Annotated in this window: 19 protein-coding genes; 6 read left to right on the top strand and 13 right to left on the bottom strand. The window is 65.9% G+C overall.

Annotated elements, in window-relative coordinates:
* Window positions 1-499: 499 nt before the first annotated feature.
* From AB7G19_RS07975 to AB7G19_RS07965, 3 genes are all read left to right on the top strand, one after another.
* Entirely contained in the window at window positions 500-1,564 is a 1,065-nt protein-coding gene (locus AB7G19_RS07975; RefSeq protein ID WP_085399601.1) for a ketopantoate reductase family protein, read from the top strand.
* A gap of 242 nt (window positions 1,565-1,806) precedes the next feature.
* Entirely contained in the window at window positions 1,807-2,625 is an 819-nt protein-coding gene (locus AB7G19_RS07970; protein ID WP_063981257.1) for a YkgJ family cysteine cluster protein, read from the top strand.
* 105 nt (window positions 2,626-2,730) lie between these two features.
* The gene (locus AB7G19_RS07965; RefSeq protein WP_028154285.1) at window positions 2,731-4,242 is read left to right on the top strand and encodes an ATP-binding protein; all 1,512 of its coding nucleotides are present in this window, start codon (window positions 2,731-2,733) and stop codon (window positions 4,240-4,242) included.
* Between the two features lie 6 nt (window positions 4,243-4,248).
* Here AB7G19_RS07965 and AB7G19_RS07960 read toward each other — a convergent pair whose 3' ends face one another.
* From AB7G19_RS07960 to AB7G19_RS07915, 10 genes are all read right to left on the bottom strand, one after another.
* A complete protein-coding gene (locus AB7G19_RS07960; protein WP_085399606.1) occupies window positions 4,249-6,564 on the bottom strand; it encodes a TonB-dependent receptor in 2,316 nt (771 codons plus the stop codon).
* A complete protein-coding gene (locus AB7G19_RS07955) occupies window positions 6,545-7,618 on the bottom strand; it encodes a HoxN/HupN/NixA family nickel/cobalt transporter (RefSeq protein WP_085399600.1) in 1,074 nt (357 codons plus the stop codon). The genes AB7G19_RS07960 and AB7G19_RS07955 overlap by 20 nt, the downstream gene beginning before the upstream one ends.
* Window positions 7,619-7,872: 254 nt before the next feature.
* The gene (locus AB7G19_RS07950; protein WP_063981254.1) at window positions 7,873-8,613 is read right to left on the bottom strand and encodes an ABC transporter ATP-binding protein; all 741 of its coding nucleotides are present in this window, start codon (window positions 8,611-8,613) and stop codon (window positions 7,873-7,875) included.
* The gene (locus AB7G19_RS07945) at window positions 8,610-9,458 is read right to left on the bottom strand and encodes an ABC transporter ATP-binding protein (RefSeq protein ID WP_085399599.1); all 849 of its coding nucleotides are present in this window, start codon (window positions 9,456-9,458) and stop codon (window positions 8,610-8,612) included. The genes AB7G19_RS07950 and AB7G19_RS07945 overlap by 4 nt, the downstream gene beginning before the upstream one ends.
* On the bottom strand, window positions 9,455-11,278 hold the full coding sequence (locus tag AB7G19_RS07940; protein WP_085399598.1) for an ABC transporter permease: 1,824 nt from the start codon (window positions 11,276-11,278) through the stop codon (window positions 9,455-9,457). The genes AB7G19_RS07945 and AB7G19_RS07940 overlap by 4 nt, the downstream gene beginning before the upstream one ends.
* Before the next feature lie 56 nt (window positions 11,279-11,334).
* Complete coding sequence (locus AB7G19_RS07935) at window positions 11,335-12,492, bottom strand: ABC transporter substrate-binding protein (protein WP_085399597.1); 1,158 nt, start codon at window positions 12,490-12,492, stop codon at window positions 11,335-11,337.
* A 59-nt stretch (window positions 12,493-12,551) separates the two neighbouring features.
* Window positions 12,552-13,136, bottom strand: a complete 585-nt coding sequence (locus AB7G19_RS07930) for an alkylhydroperoxidase domain protein (protein WP_085399596.1) — start codon at window positions 13,134-13,136, stop codon at window positions 12,552-12,554.
* Window positions 13,137-13,148: 12 nt separating this feature from the next.
* Window positions 13,149-13,772, bottom strand: a complete 624-nt coding sequence (locus AB7G19_RS07925; protein ID WP_085399595.1) for a CMD domain protein — start codon at window positions 13,770-13,772, stop codon at window positions 13,149-13,151.
* Window positions 13,773-13,809: 37 nt separating this feature from the next.
* Entirely contained in the window at window positions 13,810-14,844 is a 1,035-nt protein-coding gene (locus tag AB7G19_RS07920) for a putative FMN-dependent luciferase-like monooxygenase (protein ID WP_085399594.1), read from the bottom strand.
* A gap of 123 nt (window positions 14,845-14,967) precedes the next feature.
* Entirely contained in the window at window positions 14,968-15,750 is a 783-nt protein-coding gene (locus AB7G19_RS07915) for a MetQ/NlpA family ABC transporter substrate-binding protein (RefSeq protein ID WP_038944047.1), read from the bottom strand.
* A 170-nt stretch (window positions 15,751-15,920) separates the two neighbouring features.
* Here AB7G19_RS07915 and AB7G19_RS07910 point away from each other — a divergent pair, with 170 nt between their 5' ends.
* Complete coding sequence (locus tag AB7G19_RS07910) at window positions 15,921-16,199, top strand: hypothetical protein (RefSeq protein ID WP_085399593.1); 279 nt, start codon at window positions 15,921-15,923, stop codon at window positions 16,197-16,199.
* Here AB7G19_RS07910 and AB7G19_RS07905 read toward each other — a convergent pair.
* On the bottom strand, window positions 16,173-17,618 hold the full coding sequence (locus AB7G19_RS07905; RefSeq protein WP_085399592.1) for an MATE family efflux transporter: 1,446 nt from the start codon (window positions 17,616-17,618) through the stop codon (window positions 16,173-16,175). The genes AB7G19_RS07910 and AB7G19_RS07905 overlap by 27 nt on opposite strands.
* Window positions 17,619-17,761: 143 nt before the next feature.
* Between AB7G19_RS07905 and AB7G19_RS07900 the strand changes: the two genes are divergently transcribed.
* Window positions 17,762-18,340 carry a TetR family transcriptional regulator gene (locus tag AB7G19_RS07900; protein ID WP_085399591.1) on the top strand — a complete coding sequence of 193 codons (579 nt, stop codon included), beginning with the start codon at window positions 17,762-17,764 and terminating at the stop codon, window positions 18,338-18,340.
* Between the two features lie 58 nt (window positions 18,341-18,398).
* Here AB7G19_RS07900 and AB7G19_RS07895 read toward each other — a convergent pair whose 3' ends face one another.
* A complete protein-coding gene (locus tag AB7G19_RS07895; RefSeq protein ID WP_144030657.1) occupies window positions 18,399-18,953 on the bottom strand; it encodes a hypothetical protein in 555 nt (184 codons plus the stop codon).
* A gap of 261 nt (window positions 18,954-19,214) precedes the next feature.
* Between AB7G19_RS07895 and AB7G19_RS07890 the strand changes: the two genes are divergently transcribed.
* Window positions 19,215-21,002: a peptide ABC transporter substrate-binding protein gene (locus tag AB7G19_RS07890; RefSeq protein WP_085399589.1), complete on the top strand. Its 1,788-nt coding sequence runs from the start codon at window positions 19,215-19,217 to the stop codon at window positions 21,000-21,002.
* On the opposite strand, the gene AB7G19_RS07885 is transcribed toward AB7G19_RS07890, so the two are convergent.
* On the bottom strand, window positions 20,965-21,942 hold the full coding sequence (locus tag AB7G19_RS07885) for an AraC family transcriptional regulator (protein WP_161495777.1): 978 nt from the start codon (window positions 21,940-21,942) through the stop codon (window positions 20,965-20,967). The genes AB7G19_RS07890 and AB7G19_RS07885 overlap by 38 nt on opposite strands.
* Window positions 21,943-22,025 lie beyond the last annotated feature (83 nt).

Raw genomic sequence — 22,025 nt, 5'->3', positions numbered from 1 at the left:
GCACGAAGTCTTGGGCTCACGGAGAGCAATCCGCCCTACCCGCACTTCTCGCGCCCAACGCTGCCGCGTCCACCGCAACCCGGCTCGCGACAGTGACGACACAAGATCGCCCCTCTTGGTGAGCCGGGATGGGCAGCATATGCGCCAATTCCGAATTTCGGTATTTTCGCCCGCGCGGCTTGACGCCCTCTCGGGTGTTTTGCCCGTCGGGCAACGAGAGCCCCGTCGCCCGGATGGAGCCAACGGGTCGACGCGAAGCGCCGCCCGATGACAGGCTCCGCGCAATCCGGGAAAGGCGTGGGCGCCGGACGAGCGGTCCCGGATCGGGCTGCGCTCCATCCGGGCGACCGATCACCCGCGCCCGCCCGGCAGTCCGCCTTCCGCCTTGTATGCATTATCCCAGTTGCCATCCCCGCGGACTTCGCTTTACATGCCGGCAACTCGCCCGCGGATGACGGCCGGGGCTCAAAAATCCCACACATTTTCAAAGGGACGGAATATGGCGCGTAACATCCTGATTCTCGGGGCTTCCTACGGTTCCCTGCTGGGCACGAAGCTGCTGATGGCGGGCCATAACGTGTCCCTGGTCTGCCGCGCCAAGACCGCTGAGCTGATCAACCGTGACGGTACCGAGGTGCGCATCAAGCTGCGTGACGAGGCGGTGCACCGGGCGATCTTCTCGCGCGACCTGCCCGGCAAGCTCGACGCGGTGACGCCGGGCAATGTCGACCTCTCGCGCTACGACATGGTCGGCCTGGCAATGCAGGAGCCGCAATACACCAACCACACGGTCCGCGTTCTCATGGTCAAGATCGCCGCGGCGAAGCTGCCGTGCCTGTCGATCATGAACATGCCGCCGCTGCCCTACCTGAAGCGGATCCCGTCGCTTGCCGACATGGATCTCGAGGAGGCCTACACCAATGCGCAGGTGTGGGAGCGCTTCGAGCCCGGCCTGGTGACGCTGTGCTCGCCCGACCCGCAGGCCTTCCGTCCGCCGGAAGAAGCCGCCAACGTGCTTCATGTCGGCCTGCCGACGAATTTCAAGGCATCGGCCTTCGCCGACGAGAAGCACAACAAGGTGCTGCGCGAGCTCGAAGCCGACATCGACGCGGTGACGCTCGACGGTCACGACGTGCCGGTGAAGCTGAAAGTGTTCTCTTCGCTGTTCGTGCCGCTGGCGAAATGGTCGATGCTGCTGACCGGCAACTATCGCTGCATCACGCCGCACGAGCCGCAGTCGATCCGCGACGCCGTGCACGGCGATCTCAAGCGTTCGCAGACGATCTACGATCATGTCGACGCGATCGCCCGCCGTCTCGGCGCCGATCCGCAGGACCAGGTGCCGTTCGCGAAATACGCCAAGGCCGCCGAAAGCCTGCTCAAGCCGTCATCGGCCGCGCGCGCGGTCGCGAGCGGCGCGCCCTTCATCGAGCGCGTCGACCTGCTGGTGAAGCTGATCTCGCATCAGCTCGGCGCCCCCAATGCCGAGATCGACCGCACGGTCGAGACCGTGGACCTGAAGCTGAACGAGAAGATCGTGCAGGGCGGATCTGGCGCGCAGTAGCAGCGTGCCGGCGCTGCCGTCATAGGTCGCGCCGGCCTGCACTGATCGAATTGTCGATGCAGATCGGATCGCCCCTGAGCATGGGCTTACAATTTGGCCCAATACGGGCGATCCTGCTCAGCAGTCCGTTTGCGTAAATCCCGCATACATGCGACTGCTAGCCGTCACGCGAGCGCCGATTTCCGCAGGTTCCGGGGCAGCGCGATGGCCGGATCGAAGGGCTGAAGAACAAGTAGAAGACGATGGATCAGACGGCGTTGCAGGTCGCTCGCGCGGTGGAGGCCGGCGCGACGACGATGAAGGGGATCGTTGACGCGACCGGATTGTCCCGCCTCAAGGTCGAGCGCGCGCTGAGCACGCTGGAGAAGCAAAAGCTCCTGGTCCGCGACGGCCAGGGTTTTCGCGCGACCGGCCTGCCGAAAACGGCGCCGCTGACCCGGCAGTGCGGATCGTGCAACGCCTGCTGCGATATCCTTGAAGTGGCCGCCGTCGACAAGCCGGTGAACCAGCTGTGCAGACACTGGCAGACGGGAACCGGGTGCACCATCTACGACCGCCGCCCGCAGATGTGCCGGTCGTTCGTCTGCGCCTGGCTGCAAGGTCATCTCGATGATGCGTGGTTTCCGGCGACGTCCGGCATCATCGTGCATTTCAGCCAGGACGCGGTCAACGTGACGGTCGACGACCACTGCCCCGATCGCTGGCGCGAGGAGCCTTATTTCAGCAAGCTCGTCGAATGGTCGCTGAACGGGATCAGGCGGATCGGTAACCGCGGCTACGCGACCCTCGTGGTCTCCGGCGAGAACCGGTTCCTGCTGCTCGGACGCACCATCGTTCCCGAGCCGACGCTGTTCGGAACGGCGTTCCTGCCGCTCACCACCGACACCTTCCGGTTCTGGCGCGCGACATCGCCCGAGCATCTGCAGCGGCTGCACGAGCGCATCGCCGAGATCGAGCGTATCCGGCAGGAATTCGGCTCCTGTGCGATCCCCGAGAACGAGGACGACGATCCGCAGGCGCCCTATCGGCCCGCACTTTTACGGCAATCGAATCACGCCTGAACTCCGCCGTGGGCAACACCGCATGATTCGCACGGTGCCGCTCGACGCGCCCCGGCCGGGTTGATAAGCCCCACTCCGCGAATGATGGGGACTTGAGTCGGGGACATGACAGTTGCGATCGAGATGGGGCAGACCACGGCAGGCGCCGCGGCCGCCATGGACCTCGAGGAACTGCTGGCGACCCGGCTCCTGGTGCAGGGCAATTCGGGCTCCGGCAAGTCGCATCTGTTGCGGCGGCTGCTCGAACAGAGCGCGCCCTGGGTGCAGCAGGCCATCATCGACCCCGAAGGCGACTTCGTCACGCTGGCCGAGCAATTCGGTCATCTGGTGATCGAGGCCGAGGATCACACCGAGCGCGGCCTTCAGGTCGCCGGCGAGCGCGCGCGGCTGCATCGCGTCTCCACCGTGCTCAATCTCGAAGGGCTGGACGCCGAGAACCAGATGCGGCGTGCCGCGGCGTTCCTCGGCGGCCTGTTCGACGTCGACCGCGATCACTGGTACCCGATGCTGGTGGTGGTCGACGAGGCGCAGCTGTTCGCGCCGGCGGTCGCCGGCGAGGTCTCGGACGAGGCGCGCAAGCTCTCTCTCGGCGCGATGACCAATCTGATGTGCCGCGGCCGCAAGCGTGGCCTCGCCGGCATCATCGCGACCCAGCGCCTGGCAAAACTCGCCAAGAACGTCGCGGCGGAAGCCTCCAATTTCCTGATGGGCCGGACCTTCCTCGACATCGACATGGCGCGCGCCGCCGACCTGCTCGGCATGGAGCGGCGGCAGGCCGAATCCTTTCGCGATCTCGAGCGCGGACAGTTCATGGCGCTCGGCCCGGCGTTGTCGCGACGCCCCCTGCGTTTGCATATCGGCCCGACCGACACCCACGCGCGCAATTCCACGCCGCGGCTGATGCCGATGCCGGAAGCCGCACTCGAGGATATGCGCGCCGTCATCCTGGCCGCACCGCCGCCCGATGCCAGCCGCCCGCAGCGCCGGCCCGCGCCTGATCTGCTCGAGCAGCTCCGCGCCGCGAAGGCGGCCGCGCCGGAGATCCGGCCTGAGGTGGCCGAGGTGCCGATCAGCGCCGAGGAGCTCGCCGAGCGGCGCGAGCGCGTCGATCGTACGCTTCGCGCCGTGCTCGCCGAGCCCGATGCCGGCTTCCGCGCCGTCGGCGTGCTCTATCAGGAGTTCGTGGTTCGCTGCCGCATCGAGGGCCTCGGCTCCGCGGTGCCTGATCTGAACGAATTCCGCCGCATGCTGACGCGCGCGCGCGCCGGGCTCGGCGCCGAGCATGCCGAGGACGATGTCTGGCAGGACGTGTCGCTGCGCGCCTCGATCCTGCCCGACGACATGCAGGGCGTGTTCATGATGATCGCACGCGCGGCGAAGGAAGGCTGGCCCTGCCCCGGCGATGCCGCGATCGCGCGTGCCTACGGCTCGCATTCGCTGCGCCGCGCCCAGCGCCTGCTCGGCTACATGGAGGAGCAGGGCCTGATCGTCTGCCAGCTCGACGGCGCCGGCCGCCGGATCGTGACGCTGGTGGAGCTGGCCTGGGCCACCGCGCCGGGCGATCCCAACGGCGACGATCTGCCGGCGGAGCCGGTTCCGAGCGCGGCCTCGGCTTGAGATCGCCTAGAACGTCCCGGCGACAGTCAGGCGAAAGCTCAGCGGCTCGACCGGGTGCAGCACGTAATCCATCACGCCGTTCTGGCAGACCGCCGTCGGCGCGACGCCGCCGGTGCAGAGATTGTACAGCGTGTCGGTCTTGAGCAGCGAACCGTAGGCATAAGTGATCTGGTTCGCCTGCGTGTTGAAGAGATTGAGCACGTCGAGCTGGATGCGCCAGCCGTTGTCGATGCGATAGCCGAGGCGGCTGTTGAAGATGCTGGTCGCGGACGAGCGGAACGCATTGTCTTCCGTCAGCGGGCTCGACGCCAGATAGCGCCAGCGCAAAGCCCCAAACCAGCCGGTCTTCTCGCCGAGCGTGATGCCGACTGATGCCACCATCGCCGGCGCGTTCGGAATGTAGTTGCCGGGCGCGTTGCCGATCTGCGCTTCGGGATAGCCCGCGAGCGAGGCGTAGACCTCCGCCTGCTCGCTGTCAGTGCCGCGGAAGCGCGCATGCGTCATGGCGAGATCGGCATCGATGTCGATCCACGAGCGCGGGCGGTAATGATTGGTCCACTCGAAACCGTAGCGGCGGCTGGCGCGGGTCGCCGAGGTATCGCCGGCATCGCCGGAGAACAGGATCTCGGAATCCTGATCGAGGATGAAGAGGCTGAACGAGGTGTCGAGGCCGGGCACGATCTTGCTGCGGACGCCAACCTCCGCGCCCCTGGTACGCACCAGCAGCGGCGACGGCGTCAGTCGCGTGGCGGGATCGCTCGGATCTTCCGTCGTGGTCGCGCCGCGCGCGTCGTTCGAGTGCATGCCGGTGCCGGCGCCGAGGAAGAATTCGGTCTGGTTGAACGGGCCGAGCGCCACGCGGAATTTCGGGCTGCCGAGCGCGGCGTCAGTGCGGCCGGAATTGTTGGCATTGAACAGCGAGGTGACGTCGGCCGCATAGTAGTCGCCGCGCAGGCCGACAGTGGTCCTCAGCCAATCAGTCCAGCGCACGGTGTTCTCGGCGAAGACACCGACGCTGCCCTCGCCGACCTTGTCGCTGCGAATGCTTGAGAGGAAGCCGCGCTGGAACGTGTTGCTCAGCGCCAGATCGATCGAATCATAGCGCGATTGCAGGCCGATCGTGGTCTGCATCGGCAGGCCGGCGAACGAGCCGTTCAGCGTGCGCGAGATGTTGGCGCCCGCCATCAGGCGGTCGTCGTGCTGGTGGAACTGGTCGCCGAGCACGGGATCGCTGAGGAAATAGGTGAAATTGTTGAAGAGGTCGAGCTGGCTCTTCACGACGTAGGCGTTGGCCTTCCACGACCCCACATCGTCGCTCTGCGCGATGCGGCCGGAGAGCGCAAAGCGGTTGGTGTTGCCGCCGTCGCTCGGATCTTCCGAGCCGAAGCGGTCGATAAAACCGGCGGTGATCGCACGCTGCGGCACCTGGTCGGTCGAATTCCATTTGTTGGCATAGGCCATGCCGGCGATGGTCAGGCCATCCGTCGCGGTGCCCCGGCTGTAGCGCACGAGACCGTTCAGCTTGCGCACGTTGTCCGGATTGTCCCAGGGGCCATTGTAGGTGCCGATCTCGCCGGCGACGAGCAGCGAACCGTCACCGACTTTCGCTGAGTCCATGCCGAGAAGACGACGATAGCCAAAGCTGCCGGCGGTCACCTGCGCGAGGCCCTTTTCGGTACGGTCGATCAGGCCGATGCGCACGCTGCCGACAGAGGCGAAATCGCTCTCGTCGGCGAAGTACGGCCCCTTGCGCGCATCCATCGCGCTGATGGTTTCCGGGATCAGCCAGTTGAGATCGGCATAGCCCTGGCCATGCGCGTGGGTGCGCATGTTGACGGGGACGTCATCGACATAGATGGCGAGATCGGTGCCGTGGTCGAGATTGTAGCCGCGCAGAAAATACTGGTTGGCTTTGCCTTCGCCGGAATGCTGGGTGACGATCAGCCCCGGCACGGCTTCGAGCACCTCGCCCGGCCGGGCGAAAGGACGCGCATTGATCTCATCGCCGGAGACGGTGATCTCGCTCGCCATGCCTGGCGGGCCCTTTGCGCCGGAGGCGACGCTGCGGGCGTCCGAGGCCGGAGCCTGCGTCGGCTGAGCCACGTGACGGCGATTGGCCAGGACCGGCTTGCTGGCTCGCCGCGATGCGGGCAGTCTCTTGTGAGGCGTCGTCTCGCCGCCGGAGACCTCGATCGGCGGCAGTTCGCGCGAGGCGCTACTGCTCTGCGCGAACGCGCTGCCGTCATCCGCGAGAAGCATGATGGCCGAAAATGCCGTCAACGCTCCGCAACGACGGCCGAGCTCAGGCCGCCTCGGTCGCATCGGCGCCCCGAAGTACATTCGCGCGGGACGCGGCGCCCGCAAACATGCGGCGATAGAGCACGACCGAAACGAGCCAGGCGATCGCAAACAGCGCGATCACGGCGAAGCCGACATTGGCGAGCGACTCGTTGAGGCCGTCGACCAGCGTCCACACCCCGCCGGTTAGACCAAGCCGGTCGGCGATCAGGCCGAGCGCCTCGATGCCGCCGATCAACAGCGCCACCGCGACGGAGGCGCCGGTGATGGTGAGGTTGTACCAGAGCTTTCGCAGGGGATCGACGAAGGCCCAGCGATAGGCGCTGACCATCAGCGCCGAGTCGGCGGTGTCGACCAGCGCCATGCCCGACGCGAACAGCGCGGGAAAGACCATGACGTCGACGAGCGAAGCGCCGCGCGCGGCTTCCGTCGCGGAGATGCTGAGCAGGCCGATCTCGGTCGCGGTGTCGAAGCCGAGCCCGAACAGGAACCCGAGCGGGAGCATGTGCCAGGGCTTTGTCACCAGGCGGAACATCGGGCCGAGCAGGCGCGCCAGGAATCCGCGGCTCGCCAGCAGCGCGTCGAGCTGCGCGGCGTCGTGGATGCCCTGCGCGCGCGCGATGCGAAACGTCCGCCACAGGCCGACGAAGATGGCGAGATTGATGGCCGCGATCACGAGCAGGAACAGCGCCGACACCGATGTGCCGATGAGGCCGCCGATATCCCTGAGCAGGCTGTCGCCGCCGAGGCTTACCACCCCGAGTGCCAGCAGCATGGTCGCGACCACGACCACGGTGGAATGGCCGAGGGCGAAATAGAGGCCGACGCTGCGCGGCGCACCGCCCGCATGCATCAGCTTGCGCACGACATTGTCGATGGCGGCGATGTGGTCGGCATCGACGGCATGGCGGAGGCCAAACACCCAGGCCAGCAGCGCGGTCGCCATCACCGTCGGCCGGTCACCGAACGCCGCGAAGGCCCAGGCCCATGCGGCGACGTTGGCGGCGATGAGCCCGCCGAACAGCAACACGGTGGCGGGCTCCACCGCCCGTAGGGACCATTTCGTCACGACAATCATTCCGTTCGCACGCCCCTTCGCGGCAACGGTATGATCTTTTCATAGAATGATCACACTAACCAATGCAATTCCAGGGGGCCGCTTTGCAGGAATGCTTGTAACCATCCTTCGAGACGCCCACTGCGCGGGGTCCTCAGGATGAGGCCTGGATTCGCGGCCACGTTGCGAGCAGACCCTCATGGTGAGGAGCCCGCGCAGCGGGCGTCCGGACGATGCTCTGCATCGCCGGGCGAACCATGCAGGCCGAGATGGTGCTACGCGGCCTCGGAACCACCAAGATAGGCATCGCGGATGCGGGGGTCGTCCTTCAGCGCCCGCGCCGGGCCTGAGAGCACGATCTTGCCGGTCTGGAGCACATAGGCCTCGTGCGCGATCTCGAGCGCGAGGCTGGCGTTCTGTTCGACCATGAAGACCGACACGCCTTCCTGGTTGATGGTGCGGATCAACTCCAGCACGCGGTCGACATAGAGCGGCGACAGGCCCATGGTCGGCTCGTCCATCACGATCATCCTCGGACGGCTCATCAGCGCGCGCGCCATCGCGACCATCTGCTGCTCGCCGCCGGAGAGCGAACCGGCACGCTGCGACAGCCGCTGACCAAGCTTCGGGAACAGCGTCAGCATCTTGTCGAGATCCTGCGCCACCGCATCGCGGTCGTTGCGCACGAAGGCCCCCATCAGGATGTTTTCGCGCACGCTCATGTCCGCGAACAACCGCCGCGCCTCGGGAACAGATGCGATACCACGGCGGACGATCTGCGGCGTGGTGAGCCCGAGCAGCGAGGCACCGTCGAAGGTCACGTCACCCGAGCGCGGTTTCACCAGGCCCAAGATGATCTTCATCGTGGTCGACTTGCCGCTGGCATTGCCGCCGAGCAGGCAGACGATATGGCCGCGGCCGACCGTGATCGACAGGTCGAAATGCACCTGCGCCTGGCCGTAGAAAGTGTTGACGTTCGAGAGCGCCAGCAGCGGCTCGGATGCGCCAGTCGTCATACCACGCTCTCCCGCTCCGGCGTCTCCGACAGGCCATGGCCGAGATAGGCCTCGATCACCTTGGGATCGCCACGCACCACTTCACCCGGCCCTTCCGCAATCTTCTTGCCCTCGTCCATGACGATGACGCGGTCGGAGAGGCGCATCACCATTTCAAGCTTGTGCTCGATCAGGAGGATGGTCAGCCCCTCGGCCTTCAGCTCGGCGACGAGGCCCTGCATCTCCGCGGTCTCGGTCGGGTTCATGCCGGCGGTCGGCTCGTCGAGCAGCAACAGGCGCGGCTTCAGCGCAAGCGCGCGCGCGATCTCGACGCGGCGGCGGTTGGCATAGGACAGGCTGTAGGCCGGCTGGTCGATCCGCGGCAGCAACCGCTCGCCGAAGCGTGCGAGAATAGTCTTCATCTCCTCGCGCAGCCGTTCCTCTTCGTCCCTGACGCTGGCCGGACGCAACAGCGCCAGCCCCAACTCCAGCAGCGGGCCGATCACAGGCACTGCGGGCTTCACCGCGCGCAGCCGCGTATGCGCGCCGATCAGGACGTTGTCCATGACGCTGAGATTGCCGAAGACGCGACCGAGCTGGAACGTGCGCGCGATACCTCCAGCAGCGAGCCGTTCGGGCGACAGACCCGTGATGTCCTGACCTTCAAAGCCGACATTGCCGGCATCGGGCCGATCGAGCCCGGTCACGAGGTTGAACAGCGTCGTCTTGCCGGCACCGTTCGGGCCGATGATGCTGATGAGCTCACCCCTGGCGAGATCGAGGTCGATGGCGTCCACGGCCGTGAGGCCGCCGAAACGGCGCGTCAATCCGCGCAGGGACAGCATGGGCGCGTGCTCCGCCATCATATCGTGCCCAACAGGCCCTGCGGCCTGAACCGCACGAGCAGCAGCAGCACGATGCCGTAGATCAGGATGCGATACTCCGCCGCGATCCGGAACACCTCCGGCAAGCCGACCAGCGCGACCGCTCCGACGATGGCGCCGACGACGTTGCCGAGGCCGCCGAGGATCACGACGGTCAGCGCCAGGATGGATTGCTGCGTGTTGAAGGTCTCGTGGTTGATGTAGGAATAGAGATGCGCGGCGATGCCGCCGCTGACGCCGGCGGCGAAGCCGCCGAAGATGAAGGCCAGCGACTTGTAGCGGTTCAGGCTGAGGCCATAGGCGCGCGCGGCGATGTCGTCGTCGCGGATGGCGCGGAAGCTGCGGCCGAGATGCGAGCCGAGCAGCCGCCCCTGCAGCAGCGCCAGCACGACCATCACGACAAAGCTGAACCAGTAGATCGAGGTCGGGCTGACCAAATCGTAGCCAAACAGCGACAGCGGCGGAATGCCGGAGATGCCGATCGGGCCGCGGGTGACGCTCTCCCAGTTCAAAATCACCAGCGACACGATCTCGCCGATGGCCAGCGTCGCGATCGACACATAATGCCCGCGCAGACGGAACGACGGCGAGATCAATGCCGTGCCGAGCGCGGCGCTCATCAGGCCGCCGGCGATGATGGCGAGGCCGACGGGGACGGAGAAATTCAGCGACAGCAGCGCCGAGGTGTAGGCGCCGATCGCGAGCAGCGCGGCATGTCCGAGCGAAACCTGTCCCACCGTGCCCGCAACCAGCGTCAGGCTGAGCGCGAGCATGCCGAGCAGCCAGGCGTTGATCAGGGTCTGGAGCACATAGAAGGACACCGGGAAGAACGGCAGGATCGCGAACACGCCGGCGGCAACCAGCAGCGCCCAACGCGGAATCCGCACCGGGCGGCTCGGCGCGATGAAGGTGCCGGTGAGCGGCTCGGGTGGCGCCTGCCGCGCGCTGGCGAACAGGCCGTTCGGACGCAGCACGAGCACGACGACCAGCAGCAGGAACGCGAACAGATTGCGGTAGCTCGTGCCGAACACGGCGACGCCGTAGCTCTCGACCAGCCCGAGCAACAAGCTGCCGATCACGGCGCCCGGCACGTTGCCGGCACCCCCGACCACTTCCGCAACGACGCCCTTCAGCGTTGCCTGCAGGCTCATCGCGGTGTCGATCTGGTTGTAGTACATGCCGACCAGCAGGCCGGAGACGCCACCGAGCGCCGCCGCAATGCCAAACACGGCCTGATTAACCCGGTTGACGTCGACGCCCATCTGCATCGCGGCATCGCGGTCCTGCGCGGTCGCGCGCACCGCCCAGCCGAGCTTGCTGTAGCGCAGGAACACGAACAGCAGCAGCGCGCTGGTGAGGCCGACGCCGGCGATCAGCAGATCAAGCGGTCCGATCGTGCCGCCACCGACCTGGAAACGCACGTCGGGCAGCTGGCTCGGCAGCGCGCGCGGGTTGGGCGAGAAGGTCAGCATCACCAGCTGATCGAGCACGAAGCTGATACCGATGGTCGCGAGCAACGGCGCGATGCGCACGGAATTCTGGAGCGGACGCAGGCCGAACCGTTCGATGATCAGTCCGACGATCGCGGCCGCCACCGCCACCACGATGATGGTGAGCGGCAGCGGCGTATGCAGCTGCACCACCGCGACCCAGCCGATATAGGCGCCGACGAGATAGATCGAGCCCTGGGCAAAGTTGATCAGCCGGCTGACGCCGAAGATCAGCGCAAGCCCGACTGCAACGAGCGCGTAGACATTGCCGACGATCAGCCCGTTGATCGTGTAGTCGAGCCAGGAAGACACGCTGATATCACCGCGTAGAGAGGAAAGCGGCCGGAGCCCCCGCTCCGGCCATCATGTCAGGTCGGCTTGCCGTCCCAGAGCGCGAACTGGCCCTTGCGCACGACCAGCTCGGCGTTCATGGCGCCCTTGACGCGGCGAGTCGCGACGTCGAACGTCGCGGCGCCGAAGATGACGCTAGGGACGTCCTTGACCTTGGTGAAGGCGTCGCGGACCGCCTTGCGGTCGGTGCCGCCGATCTTCACCACGGCAGCCGCCATGTTCATCGCATCATAGGCGTAGGCGTTGAAGGCGTCTGGCTCCAGACCGTTGTACTTCTTCTTGAAGCCGGCGATAAATTTCTGCACCTCGGGCCGCGGGTCTTCCGGGAAGTAGCGCGTGCCGACATGGACCTCTTCGACGGCCTCGCCGCCCAGCTCCAGGAATTTCGGCGAGTAGACCGAGCTTGCCGCACAGATCACCTGCTTTAGCCCGACCTGCCGCGCCTGACGTGCGATCAGCGCACCGTCGGAGTAGTAGGAGATCAGGATCAACCCGTCCGGATTGGCATCGCGCACGCGCACCAGGGTGGAGCGGAAGTCGCGCTCCTCCGCGATATAACCCTCGGTGACCGCGATCTCCGCGCCATATTCCTTTGCAGCATTGACGAAATAGTCGCGGCTGGTGCGGCCCCAATCCGTGTTGAGGTGCAGCACCGCGAGCTTCTTCAGGCCGAGGCGCTTCACGGCATAGGACGCCAGCAGCGGCTGCTCGTCGGCCTGGCTGACCGAGGTGCTCCACATGAAGTCGCCACCCTTGGTGAAGTCAGGGTGCGAATTGGTGAAGCCGAACTGCACCAGGCCCGCGCGCTGATAGATCGGCGAAGCCGCCATCGAGGCGGGGCTGGAGAAATCGCCGAGCTCCAGGACGACGCGGGGATCGGAGACGAATTTCTGCGCGATCGCCACCGACTGGCGCGGATCGCTCTGGCTGTCCTCGAAATTGTAGGTGAGCTTGCGGCCGTTGATGCCGCCAGCCGCCTGGATCTCGTCCAGCGCGAGGTCGAAGCCCTGCTTCCACTGCGTGCCATATTGCGCGTTCGGCCCGGTCAGGGGGCCGCTGACGCCGAGCAGGATCGGCTCGGCGGATTGCGCAAAGGCGCCGCGCGAACCGGCTGCTCCCGCCATCATGGCGGCGAGCGAGCCCTTGACCAGGGTACGACGATCGATGTTGCTCATGCACGGCTCCATCCAGATAGTGTTGAAACAAACAGCAATTCTTGTGCCGGTGAGATTGCCTATTTCGAGGGCTCACCGAGTGACAGCATCAGCCGGTTCGCCCAGTTGAAGAACGAGGCGCCGTTGATGACGTCGACGATCTCGGCATCGTCGAGGCCGGCGCGGCGCAGCTCCTCGACATTCTCAGGGCCGAACGCGATCGGCGTCGCGGCCAGCGCGACCGAGGCCTTGACCACCGCGTTCCAGCGCTCGCCGAGGTCGGCCTGGACGCCTTCGTCGAGCAGCCGCTGCACGTCGTCGCGGCGCTTGGAATAGGTGCTGGCGAAACGCGCATGCACCGAAGCGCAGTAGATGCAGCCGTTATAGCGCGAGGTCGCGGCCGCCGCGAGCTCACGTTCGGCGCGCGGCAGGCCGTCGGCGACGTTGTAGAAGATGTCCTTGTCGGTCTTGGTGCGGGCTTCCAGCACCTCGGGATCGCGCACGAGAAGGCGGAAGTATTCGGACTTGGCACGGGAGCGATCGACCAGGCCCGCGAAATGCCGCTCGGTCAATTCGGCCTCGGGCAGCGGATCGATCCACGACACCCAGCCGAGTTCGTCCTGGGTGAAGACGACGGGCGGATTGACGTTGTTTGCAGCGCTCATGATGCAGTCTCCTTACGCGCCGGCCGCAGCGCTTGCGGTGCCCAGCGAGGCGCCGAGCACGCGCAGGCCCGTGACGACGCGCACCTGGAACGACAGGAACGCGACGAGCTGAGAGAAGGTGACGATGCCGGTGTCCGACCAGCCGGCGGCCAGCAGCGCCTTCATGTCGGCGGACGCGGCATCGCGCGGGCGGAACACCAGCAGATGCGCATGCTCCAGCGCCGCGGCGAGCCTGGCGCCAAGGACGGACCTGCCCTCCGCGCTCACGCGATAGATCAGGCCGGCCGTGTTCTCGACTGACAGCGGTCCGGCCGGATACGCACCGTACGGGCCTGACGTCTCGCCGCGCGCGATTTCGACCTCGATCGCCTCGGCCAGGCGCGCACCATCGGCGGTCGCCGCGAGCTTCGCCCGGTAGAAGGCGGCCACATTGGGCTCGCGGTGAAGGCCGATCACGAAGAGCGCGACCGCGGCGCGCTCCACAAGCGAAAAGTCGCCGGCGTCGATTGGCTCGAACAGCGAGAGATAGCTCTTCTGCGCGTTCTCGCGCGCCTGCAGGCGGCGTGCGCGAATGCCATTCAGAGCCGTGCCCGGTTCGATCCCGGCGAGCGTGTCGATGATATCTTTCGTAGCCATCAGTCAGCCTCGTGCAACGCGATCATTTTCACTCCGATCAGCCCGCCAGAGCCACGTCAGCTGCCGTCCGGGTCCAGCCCAGCGCCGGCGCGACCTTCTCCGCGACAAGCTCGATCGAGCGCAGGATATGGGGATGCGGCGCGTCCACCGAATGCGCCTGGAAGACGAGGTCGGTCACCCGCTCCAGCGTGGCATCGGCGCGGAGCGAGGCGATGACGTCGTCGGCCGCACCGACATGGGTGTCGAATGCGATGATCATCTCCTCCAGCGTCTCGCCAGGCCTGGCATGACCGCCCTTGAGGAACTGCGGCAGCGCGCGCCGCAGCCCGATATCGGCAAGGCGCATCGCTTCAGTCCGGTCGTCGGCGACGAAGACGCTGCGTGAGGCCATGATCCGGGGCTCGCATCCCGGCGGCAGCGCTTCAAGATAGGCATCGATGACCGGATTCTGGATCTCGGCGAGCGTGGCCTTCGGCGCCTCCTTGGTCCGGGGCTGGGTGCGCGACAGCAGCAGGCCATCGCCGGCCTTGCCCGCGCGCGCACCACCGGCGACCGAGAACGTCGCCTGCCAGATCCGCTTGTCCAATTGGGGCCGTTGCGGATAGAGCGTATCGCCACCAGTGAGCGGCTTGCCGACCAGGGCGGTGCGGACCACGTCAAGATTGCGGGCAAAGATCTCGTTGCGCTGGGCACTGTCGAGGCCGAAGGCGGCAAAGGCCGACGGATTGCCGCCAGTGCCGACGCCGAGCTCGAAGCGGCCGTTGCAGAGCAGATCGAGCACCGCGGCATCTTCCGCAACGCGGACCGCATTCTCCAGCGGCAGGGTGACGATGCCGGTGCCGAGACGGATGCGCGAGGTTTGCGCCGCGACGTAGCCGAGGAAGGTGAAGGGCGACGGCAGGCCGCCCTCGCGCTCGTGAAAATGATGCTGCGCGATCCACGCGGAATCGAGGCCTGCTTTCTCAGCGCGCACGATCTGCTCGGCGGCGAAGCGATAGCGCTCCGCTGGCGGGGCTTCATCGAGGAGCCGCGTGAAGAACCCCAGTCGTTTCAGGTTTGCAAAGCGTTTCATACGACCCCTGTCGGGCGAGGATGGGCCCCGATGATGTCGGTTGCCGCAGCTCCAGACAAGCGGGCATTGCGCAAGGCTGCCCGCCGGATCGCCCCCGCGCTGGACCTTGGTTAGGCAGATTGCCTACCAGCTCGGCAGCACCGCGCCCTTGAACTTGGTCAGGACGAACTCCTTCACCTCGGGCGTGTGGTAGCTGTCGACGAGGATCTTGACCCAGGGCTTGTCCTTGTCGGCGGCACGTACCGCGATCAGGTTGACGTAGGGTCCCTTCGGGTCCTCGCGCAGGATCGGATCCTTGACGGGATCGAGGCCCGCCTGGGTTGCATAATTGGTGTTGATCGCGGCAGCATCGACATCGTCGAGCGCGCGCGGCGCCTGCGCCGCATCGACCTCGATGAATTTCAGCTTCTTGGGATTCTCGGTGACGTCGAGCACCGTCGGCTTGAAGCCCGTGCCGTCCTTCAGCTTGATCACACCCTTGTCGCGCAGCAGCAGCAGCACGCGGCCGCCATTGGTCGGATCGTTCGGGATCGAGACCTTGCCGCCTTCAGGGATGTCGGCGAAGGCCTTGTGCTTCTTCGAATAGACGCCGATCGGGAAGTTCACGGTCAGCCCGACGGATTCGATCTTGTAGCCGCGGTCGGCCTTCTGGTTGTCGAGATAAGGCTGGTTCTGGAACGAATTGGCCTGGATCTCACCGGCATCGAGCGCGGCATTCGGCACGACGTAGTCGGAGAACTCGATCAGCTGGATGTCGAGGCCCTGCTTGGCGGCGATCGGCTTCACCGCCTCGAAGATCTGCGCATGCGGGCCCGGCGTCACACCGATCTTGATGGTCTCGGCGGTTGCTGCGGCCGACCAGGCGGCAAGCGCGGTTGCGAGGATCAAGGGGAGGCGAAACGACATCTTGGTCTCCAAAACTCAGCGAAAATGATTGGAACCGTATTCGCTTCTCCGCGAGGCGAAATCAATGAAATGGAAATCCATATTGCCGGCCTGTTGCGAGGAACACCTTCTCCATTCGGCGCAAAATAGGAAAGGAATTCGCAGTTACGACGGCGCGTTCCGTAAGCGTGATGGGCATCACGGCAAAGTGTCACCCCGGATGCGAGATTAGCAGCAAGGCCAGCAAGGAGCTTAGCCATGACCGCCCTCGCCGCCCCGAAGTTCGCCAGCCGGAAGCGCCTCGGAGCCTCTATGCCCTGCTCCAGGGCGTGCCGTTCAATTCCGGCGTCGCGCTGACGATGAAGCTGATCAGCGCGTCGTCGCTCAAGCTGCTGAGCAATTTGCTGCTGCTGTCGGCGCTGCCGGCATCCAGTGATGCCTGTTTACTCGGAGCGCCACGTCCACGGTGACAGCATGATCAGGACACAGATCGCGGCATAGACGGCGAGCGACAGCGTGACCATGGTGGCGAGACCCGCCATGCCCGCGCCAAAGCTCGCCACCGCGATCCAGCCGCCGCCAGCCGCGATCAGGATGCGCGCGAAGGACGAAGCGAGCGGCCCCATCGCTCGGCCGGTGCCTTGCACCGCGAACGAACTGACAAAACCGAAGCCGAGCGCGGCATAGGCGGGCGCGACGATGCGCAAATAGGTCATGCCCTCGCTGACGACGTCCGCGTCATGGCTGAAGAGGTGCAGCCAGGCTGTCGGGAAGATCGCAACCAGCAAGCCGATCGTGCCGGTCATGATCATGCCGACCACGCCGCTGATCCAGCCAATCTTTCGTGCCCGCGCGGTCTGGTCCGCGCCCATGTTGACGCCGACCATGGTCAGCGTCGCCGTGCTGATCCCGAACAGCAGCGGGATCATGATGTAGTCCAGCCGCGAGGCAATGCCGTAGCCGGCGAGAGCGGACGTGCCGAACAGCCCGACCGCACCGGTGACGAGGATGACGGTGAGGTTGGTCAGCACCGCGTTGAACGCGGTGGGGATGCCGACCTTCAGCATGTCGCCGAAGATCTTTGCGCGCAACGGCACGATGTGCAGCTTCAGGCCAGTCGCGCCCGTCGACATGTAGTGCAGCAGGAACAGCATCGCCGCGCCGTAATAGAGGCCGAAGGCTATGCCGGCGCCGCCGATGCCGAGCCGCGGGATCGGCCCGAACCCGAAGATCAGTGCCGGCGAGACCGGAATGGTCACGATGGCGCCGACCAGAGTCACCAGGGCCGGCACTTTGACGTTGCCGGCGCCGCGCAGCGCGGCAGCCTGGAGGTTGACGATCCACACCGGGATGGCGCCGGCGAACAGATAGTTGGAATAGGTGGTGGCAGCGGCGAGCGCACCGTCGGTGCCGCCGAGGGCGCGATAGAGATGCGGACCACCGAGGACGACGCCGAGCGTGAACACGCCGCCGGCAATGATCGCGAGCACCACCGCATGAAACAGCGCCGCCTCGGCATCGGCGCGGCGGCCGGCTCCAACCGCGCGCGCCACCGAGGACGCAACGCCGGAGCCGAACCCGCCGTTCGACATCATGGTCATCAGCATGAAGATCGGGAACACCAGCGCGGCGCCGGCGAGCGCATCGGTGCCGAGATAGCCGACATAATAGGCCTCCGCGATGTTGACCGCGGTCTGTGCCACCAGGACGGTGACGGTCGGTAGCGCGAGCTTGAGTAGCGTGGGCAAGATCGGCGCGGTCAGGAGCGCGGCGCGTCTTTGCTCAGCTGCGCCTGGGGCCGGCGTAGCCGCCTGGCGAAGCGGGGCCGCGGTGTGGGCCACGAATGGCGCGGCGGACAAGGCCGGCGCGGCGGCATCTTCGACGGACATGGGTTCGATCCTGTGGTTCCCTCGGACCGCCCGGTCGGCCGCCCATTGCATTATGGTAATAATGTATTAGTATGACCGTAATGCAATAGGACAGACCTCACGATTTTGTGGCATAGGGGGCGGCGGGTTCGCAGGAGGCGGAATTGGCGCGCTACGACAAGGGACACAGGGACACGACACGGCGGCACATTCTCGATGTCGCATCATCGCAGTTCCGCGAGAGCGGCATCGCCGCAGTCGGCCTCGCCGGCATCATGGCGGAGGCGGGCCTGACCAACGGCGCTTTCTACACGCACTTCGCCTCCAAGGAAGATCTGGTGCGCGCGGTGCTGCTCGACGCGCTGGAGCGGCGCGAGCAGCGGCACAGGGACAATCTCGAAAACGGCGTCGCGCTCGAGACCGTGATCCGCGACTATCTCTCGCCCAAGCATCGCGATCGCGCGGCGACCGGTTGCCCGACCGCGGCCCTCGTCTCCGAGATCGCGCGGCATCCGAAGGCAACGCGCGAGGCCTTCACCGGCAAGATGTCCGACATCCTCGCGCTGATGGCGGCGCAAATGCCTGGGGGCACCCCGGCGGAACGGCGCCGCCGCGCCATCGCGGCCTACGCCACCATGGTCGGCGCGCTGCAATTGTCGCGCGCGGTGAGCGACAGGCAATTGTCGGAGGAGATTCTCGAAAACGCGGTGGAAGCTGCGCTGGCGCTCGCGAAGGGGTGCTAGTGCATTCGCCCCTCTGCTCGCACCGGATCGTCCTAGCTCAGGGCGGCCTGCGTGTTGCTCAGCTCCTCGCGTCGAGCTGGCTGCTGCGGCCGGACGAACTTGCTTGCGAGGCATAAGCGGAAGCCGCGGCCGAGGCCGGCGAATAGTGCGACAGCGATTCGGCGAGTTCTTCGGCGGCCTCGGTGAGCTCCTTCAGGACGGCGTCGCTGTCCGTGGCGTGGCCGCCGGAGGAATGCAGCACCTCGAACGAGATTCCGTTCGGAAGATCGACATTAACCTTGTCGATCCCGACGGCGTCGGGCGTGTCGCCGTTCTGCGACTGGTCGGCGCCGGACGCCGGATCACCAGAAATCTGCTGGCTCGCGAGCTTCTGCACGAAATCCTCGATGGACTTGAGCGCGCTGCTGTCGAAGCCGCCGCCACCGAAATGGACGATGCCGATCGACATACCGTTCGGCAGGCTCACCTTGACCTCGTCGTAGGGCGTGCCGCTCTCCAGCAGAGACGAGAACATCGAGGCGCCGTCTTGTGAACCCGCTGATTTCGACTGGCTGGTGGATGAAGGCGACCCCGCCGCGCTTCCACCGATGCTGCTCATGCTGCTGACGCTCATACCGCACTCCACTGTCATTGCGAACGCACGCTTTGCGTGCAATGCGCATGCCAGATGAGAGCCTCATTGCCATCAAGGGCTTATCGCGAAATCCGGCCGGCATCCCCTTCACGCCGGCAACAATGTCCCGGCAGAAGCTGCCCACCTCCACTTCGCCATTTCGTCGCAGGGCCTTGCGGCCTCGCCGGCATTGCCGCCTCGTGCATGATGCAACATGATGGGGTGCCGAAGACGATTTTTCTTCGAGGTGGGGGTCATTCGATGAACGAAGACGAGATACGCAAGTCCATCGCGGAGGTGAAGCAAGGCACGCTGTCGCGACGCTCGTTCATCCGGACCATGGCTGCGGCCGGGATCGCCGCGCCGGTCGCGAGCCAGATCCTGCTCTGGAACGACGTCGCGATGGCGGATGCCACGCTGCAATACAAGCCGACCAAGGCCGGCGGCGGCGGCCCGCTCAAGATCCTGCTGTGGCAGGCCCCCACCCTGCTCAATCCGCATTTCGCGATCGGCACCAAGGATCAGGTCGCCTCGCGCATCTTCTTCGAGCCGCTGGCCGGCTGGGACAAGGACGGCAACCTCATCCCCTGCCTCGCCGCCGAGATTCCGACCAAGGCGAACGGCAGCCTCGCGGCCGACGGCATGAGCGTCATCTGGAAGCTGAAGCAGGGCGTGAAGTGGCATGACGGCAAGCCCTTCACCGCCGACGACGTCGTCTTCACCTGGGCCTACGCAGCGGACCTCGCGACCGCCGCCTACAGCACGGGATCCTACAAGGACATCACCGTCGAGAAGATCGACGACCACACCGTCAAGGTGCTGTTCAAGGCCCCCACCCCGTTCTGGGCCGACCCCTTCGTCGGCTCGGTCGGCCAGATCCTGCCGAAGCATCATTTCGGCGACTATGCCGGCGCGAAGTCGCGCGAGGCGCCGGGTAATCTGAAGCCGGTCGGCACCGGCCCGTACAAATTCGTCGAGTTCAAGCCGGGCGACCTGATCCGGGCCGAACGCAACCCCGACTATCACGTCAAGAACCAGCCGCATTTCGACACGCTCGAGGTCAAGGGCGGCGGCGACGCGGTCTCCGCGGCGCGCACCGTGCTCCAGACCGCCGAGTACGACTATGCCTGGAACCTGCTGGTGGAGGAGGAGGTCCTCAAGCGCATGGAGGCCAGCGGCAAAGGCAGGGTCGACATCACGCCGTCCGGCAACGTCGAGTTCATCATCCTCAACACGACGGACCCCTGGACCGAGGTCGACGGCGAGCGCTCCAGCGTCAAGACCAAGCACCCGACGCTGTCCGATCCGGTCGTCCGCCAGGCGTTCAACCTCTTGATCGATCGCGAGGCGATCCAGAAATTCATCTATGGCCGCGGCGGCATCGCCACGGCGAGCTTCGTCAACCAGCCCCAGCAGTTCAAGTCGGGCAAGCTGACCTACGCGTTCGACGTCGACAAGGCGAACAAAATCCTCGACGAGGCCGGCTGGAAGCGGGGCGCGGACGGCATCCGCGAGAAGGACGGCAAGAAGCTCAAATACGTGTTCCAGACCTCGATCAACGGCCCGCGCCAGAAGACGCAGGCCATCATCAAGCAGGCCTGCCAGAAGGCCGGCATCGACATCGAGCTGAAGTCGGTCACCGCATCGGTGTTCTTCTCGTCTGACGTCGGCAACCCCGACACCTACTCAAAACTCTATTGCGACATGGAGATGTACAACACGACGCAGCCGCAGCCCGATCCGGAGCGGTTCTTGAACCAGTGCGTCTCCTGGGAGATCGCCAACAAGGAGAACAAGTGGCTCGGCCGAAACATCTCGCGCTGGTCCGATCCCGAGGCCGACAAGGCCTACAAGACCGCGCAGCAGGAGCTCGATCCGGTCAAGCGCGCCGCGCTCCTGATCAAGGTCAACGAGATCTTCTGCGAAGCCAATATTCTCGTGCCGCTGCTCTCCCGCAACATCGTTGGCGCCGGCGTCAATAGCCTCATGGCCGACATCTCGGGCTGGGACGTCACGACCTGGAATCTGGGGAGCTGGTATCGGGTTTGACAACCGGCGCCTGAGGACCCGGCTCCCTCAAAGCGCCGGGCCGCATGCCGTATCTGCGCATGATCGCTTTGCTCAGCGCGCCCTCGGACGCATACCCGACCTCGCCGGCGATCTTGGCGATCGGATCGGAGGTGCCGGCCAGCCGCTTGCGCGCGACCGTCAATCGCAGATCGGACAGGAACGTCATGGGCGCGACCCCCGCGCGCTTTTGAAAAGCGCGCACCAGCGTCGCACGCGAGGCGATCGCCACCGCCGCCATGTCGTCGAGCGTCCAGTCCCGGGCAAGATCGTTGAGGATCGCCGACACCACACGGGCCGTCATGCGGTCGCGCAACAGCGACACCGTCCCATTCCCGGAGGCATCGTCCGAAAGATGATCGCGGAGCATCATCACGAACAACGCTCTCGCGAGGTCGGCCGCGACCACCTCCGATCCAACCCGTCCCGCGTCCAGCTCTTCGCGGATGTCGATCAGCAGGCGCCGAAACCGTTCCAGCAGCGGCTCCTCCGCCGTGCGCAGGATGATCTCGTCTGGAACCGCGGCGATCAGCGGATTCTCATCCGACGTCTCGAACAGGAAACGGCCGCACAGCAGTTCGGTATCGACCTCGGCCTCGACCGTCGCGCGCTGGCGGACGCCATTTCGGACCTCGGTCGTAACACGCCCGATAGCGCCGCCAGTCCGGCTGCGAACCGCGTGACTGTCGCCGTGCGGCAGCAGGAGGATATCTCCGGCTTCCAGCCGCTGCGGACCCAGGCCCGGCCGCTCGACCACGCAAGCGCCGCGTGTGACCATGTGGAACTGCGCCCATCCCTTGCCGTTCGGCGCGTGTAGCGACTCCCAGCTGCCGCCGAACTTGCAGGAATCCTCGAATATTGGACGGATCCTGAACAGCGGCACCATCGCCTTCAACAATTCCGCCGCGTCCGCCTCCGACATCCCTCTCCCCTTGATCCGCCCGGACATGTCTCCGAGCCGCCCGGCCATTCCATGGAACAGCCAAGCGCATCTAACGTATGAGC

This window comes from Bradyrhizobium sp. 215_C5_N1_1, assembly GCF_052075935.1.
Taxonomy (GTDB): Bacteria; Pseudomonadota; Alphaproteobacteria; order Rhizobiales; family Xanthobacteraceae; genus Bradyrhizobium; species Bradyrhizobium barranii.
The sequence above is the reverse complement of the archived record's forward strand: the minus strand, read 5'-3'. Positions and strand labels throughout refer to the sequence as shown.

What these genes read in the sequence shown, in the direction of transcription:
- AB7G19_RS07975 (WP_085399601.1), top strand. Translation starts at nt 500, where the DNA reads ATGGCGCGTAACATCCTGATTCTCGGGGCTTCCTACGGTTCCCTGCTG.
- AB7G19_RS07970 (WP_063981257.1), top strand. Translation starts at nt 1,807, where the DNA reads ATGGATCAGACGGCGTTGCAGGTCGCTCGCGCGGTGGAGGCCGGCGCG.
- AB7G19_RS07965 (WP_028154285.1), top strand. Translation starts at nt 2,731, where the DNA reads ATGACAGTTGCGATCGAGATGGGGCAGACCACGGCAGGCGCCGCGGCC.
- AB7G19_RS07960 (WP_085399606.1), bottom strand. Translation starts at nt 6,564, where the DNA reads ATGCGACCGAGGCGGCCTGAGCTCGGCCGTCGTTGCGGAGCGTTGACG.
- AB7G19_RS07955 (WP_085399600.1), bottom strand. Translation starts at nt 7,618, where the DNA reads ATGATTGTCGTGACGAAATGGTCCCTACGGGCGGTGGAGCCCGCCACC.
- AB7G19_RS07950 (WP_063981254.1), bottom strand. Translation starts at nt 8,613, where the DNA reads ATGACGACTGGCGCATCCGAGCCGCTGCTGGCGCTCTCGAACGTCAAC.
- AB7G19_RS07945 (WP_085399599.1), bottom strand. Translation starts at nt 9,458, where the DNA reads ATGATGGCGGAGCACGCGCCCATGCTGTCCCTGCGCGGATTGACGCGC.
- AB7G19_RS07935 (WP_085399597.1), bottom strand. Translation starts at nt 12,492, where the DNA reads ATGAGCAACATCGATCGTCGTACCCTGGTCAAGGGCTCGCTCGCCGCC.
- AB7G19_RS07930 (WP_085399596.1), bottom strand. Translation starts at nt 13,136, where the DNA reads ATGAGCGCTGCAAACAACGTCAATCCGCCCGTCGTCTTCACCCAGGAC.
- AB7G19_RS07925 (WP_085399595.1), bottom strand. Translation starts at nt 13,772, where the DNA reads ATGGCTACGAAAGATATCATCGACACGCTCGCCGGGATCGAACCGGGC.
- AB7G19_RS07920 (WP_085399594.1), bottom strand. Translation starts at nt 14,844, where the DNA reads ATGAAACGCTTTGCAAACCTGAAACGACTGGGGTTCTTCACGCGGCTC.
- AB7G19_RS07915 (WP_038944047.1), bottom strand. Translation starts at nt 15,750, where the DNA reads ATGTCGTTTCGCCTCCCCTTGATCCTCGCAACCGCGCTTGCCGCCTGG.
- AB7G19_RS07910 (WP_085399593.1), top strand. Translation starts at nt 15,921, where the DNA reads ATGGGCATCACGGCAAAGTGTCACCCCGGATGCGAGATTAGCAGCAAG.
- AB7G19_RS07905 (WP_085399592.1), bottom strand. Translation starts at nt 17,618, where the DNA reads ATGTCCGTCGAAGATGCCGCCGCGCCGGCCTTGTCCGCCGCGCCATTC.
- AB7G19_RS07895 (WP_144030657.1), bottom strand. Translation starts at nt 18,953, where the DNA reads ATGAGCGTCAGCAGCATGAGCAGCATCGGTGGAAGCGCGGCGGGGTCG.
- AB7G19_RS07890 (WP_085399589.1), top strand. Translation starts at nt 19,215, where the DNA reads ATGAACGAAGACGAGATACGCAAGTCCATCGCGGAGGTGAAGCAAGGC.
- AB7G19_RS07885 (WP_161495777.1), bottom strand. Translation starts at nt 21,942, where the DNA reads ATGTCGGAGGCGGACGCGGCGGAATTGTTGAAGGCGATGGTGCCGCTG.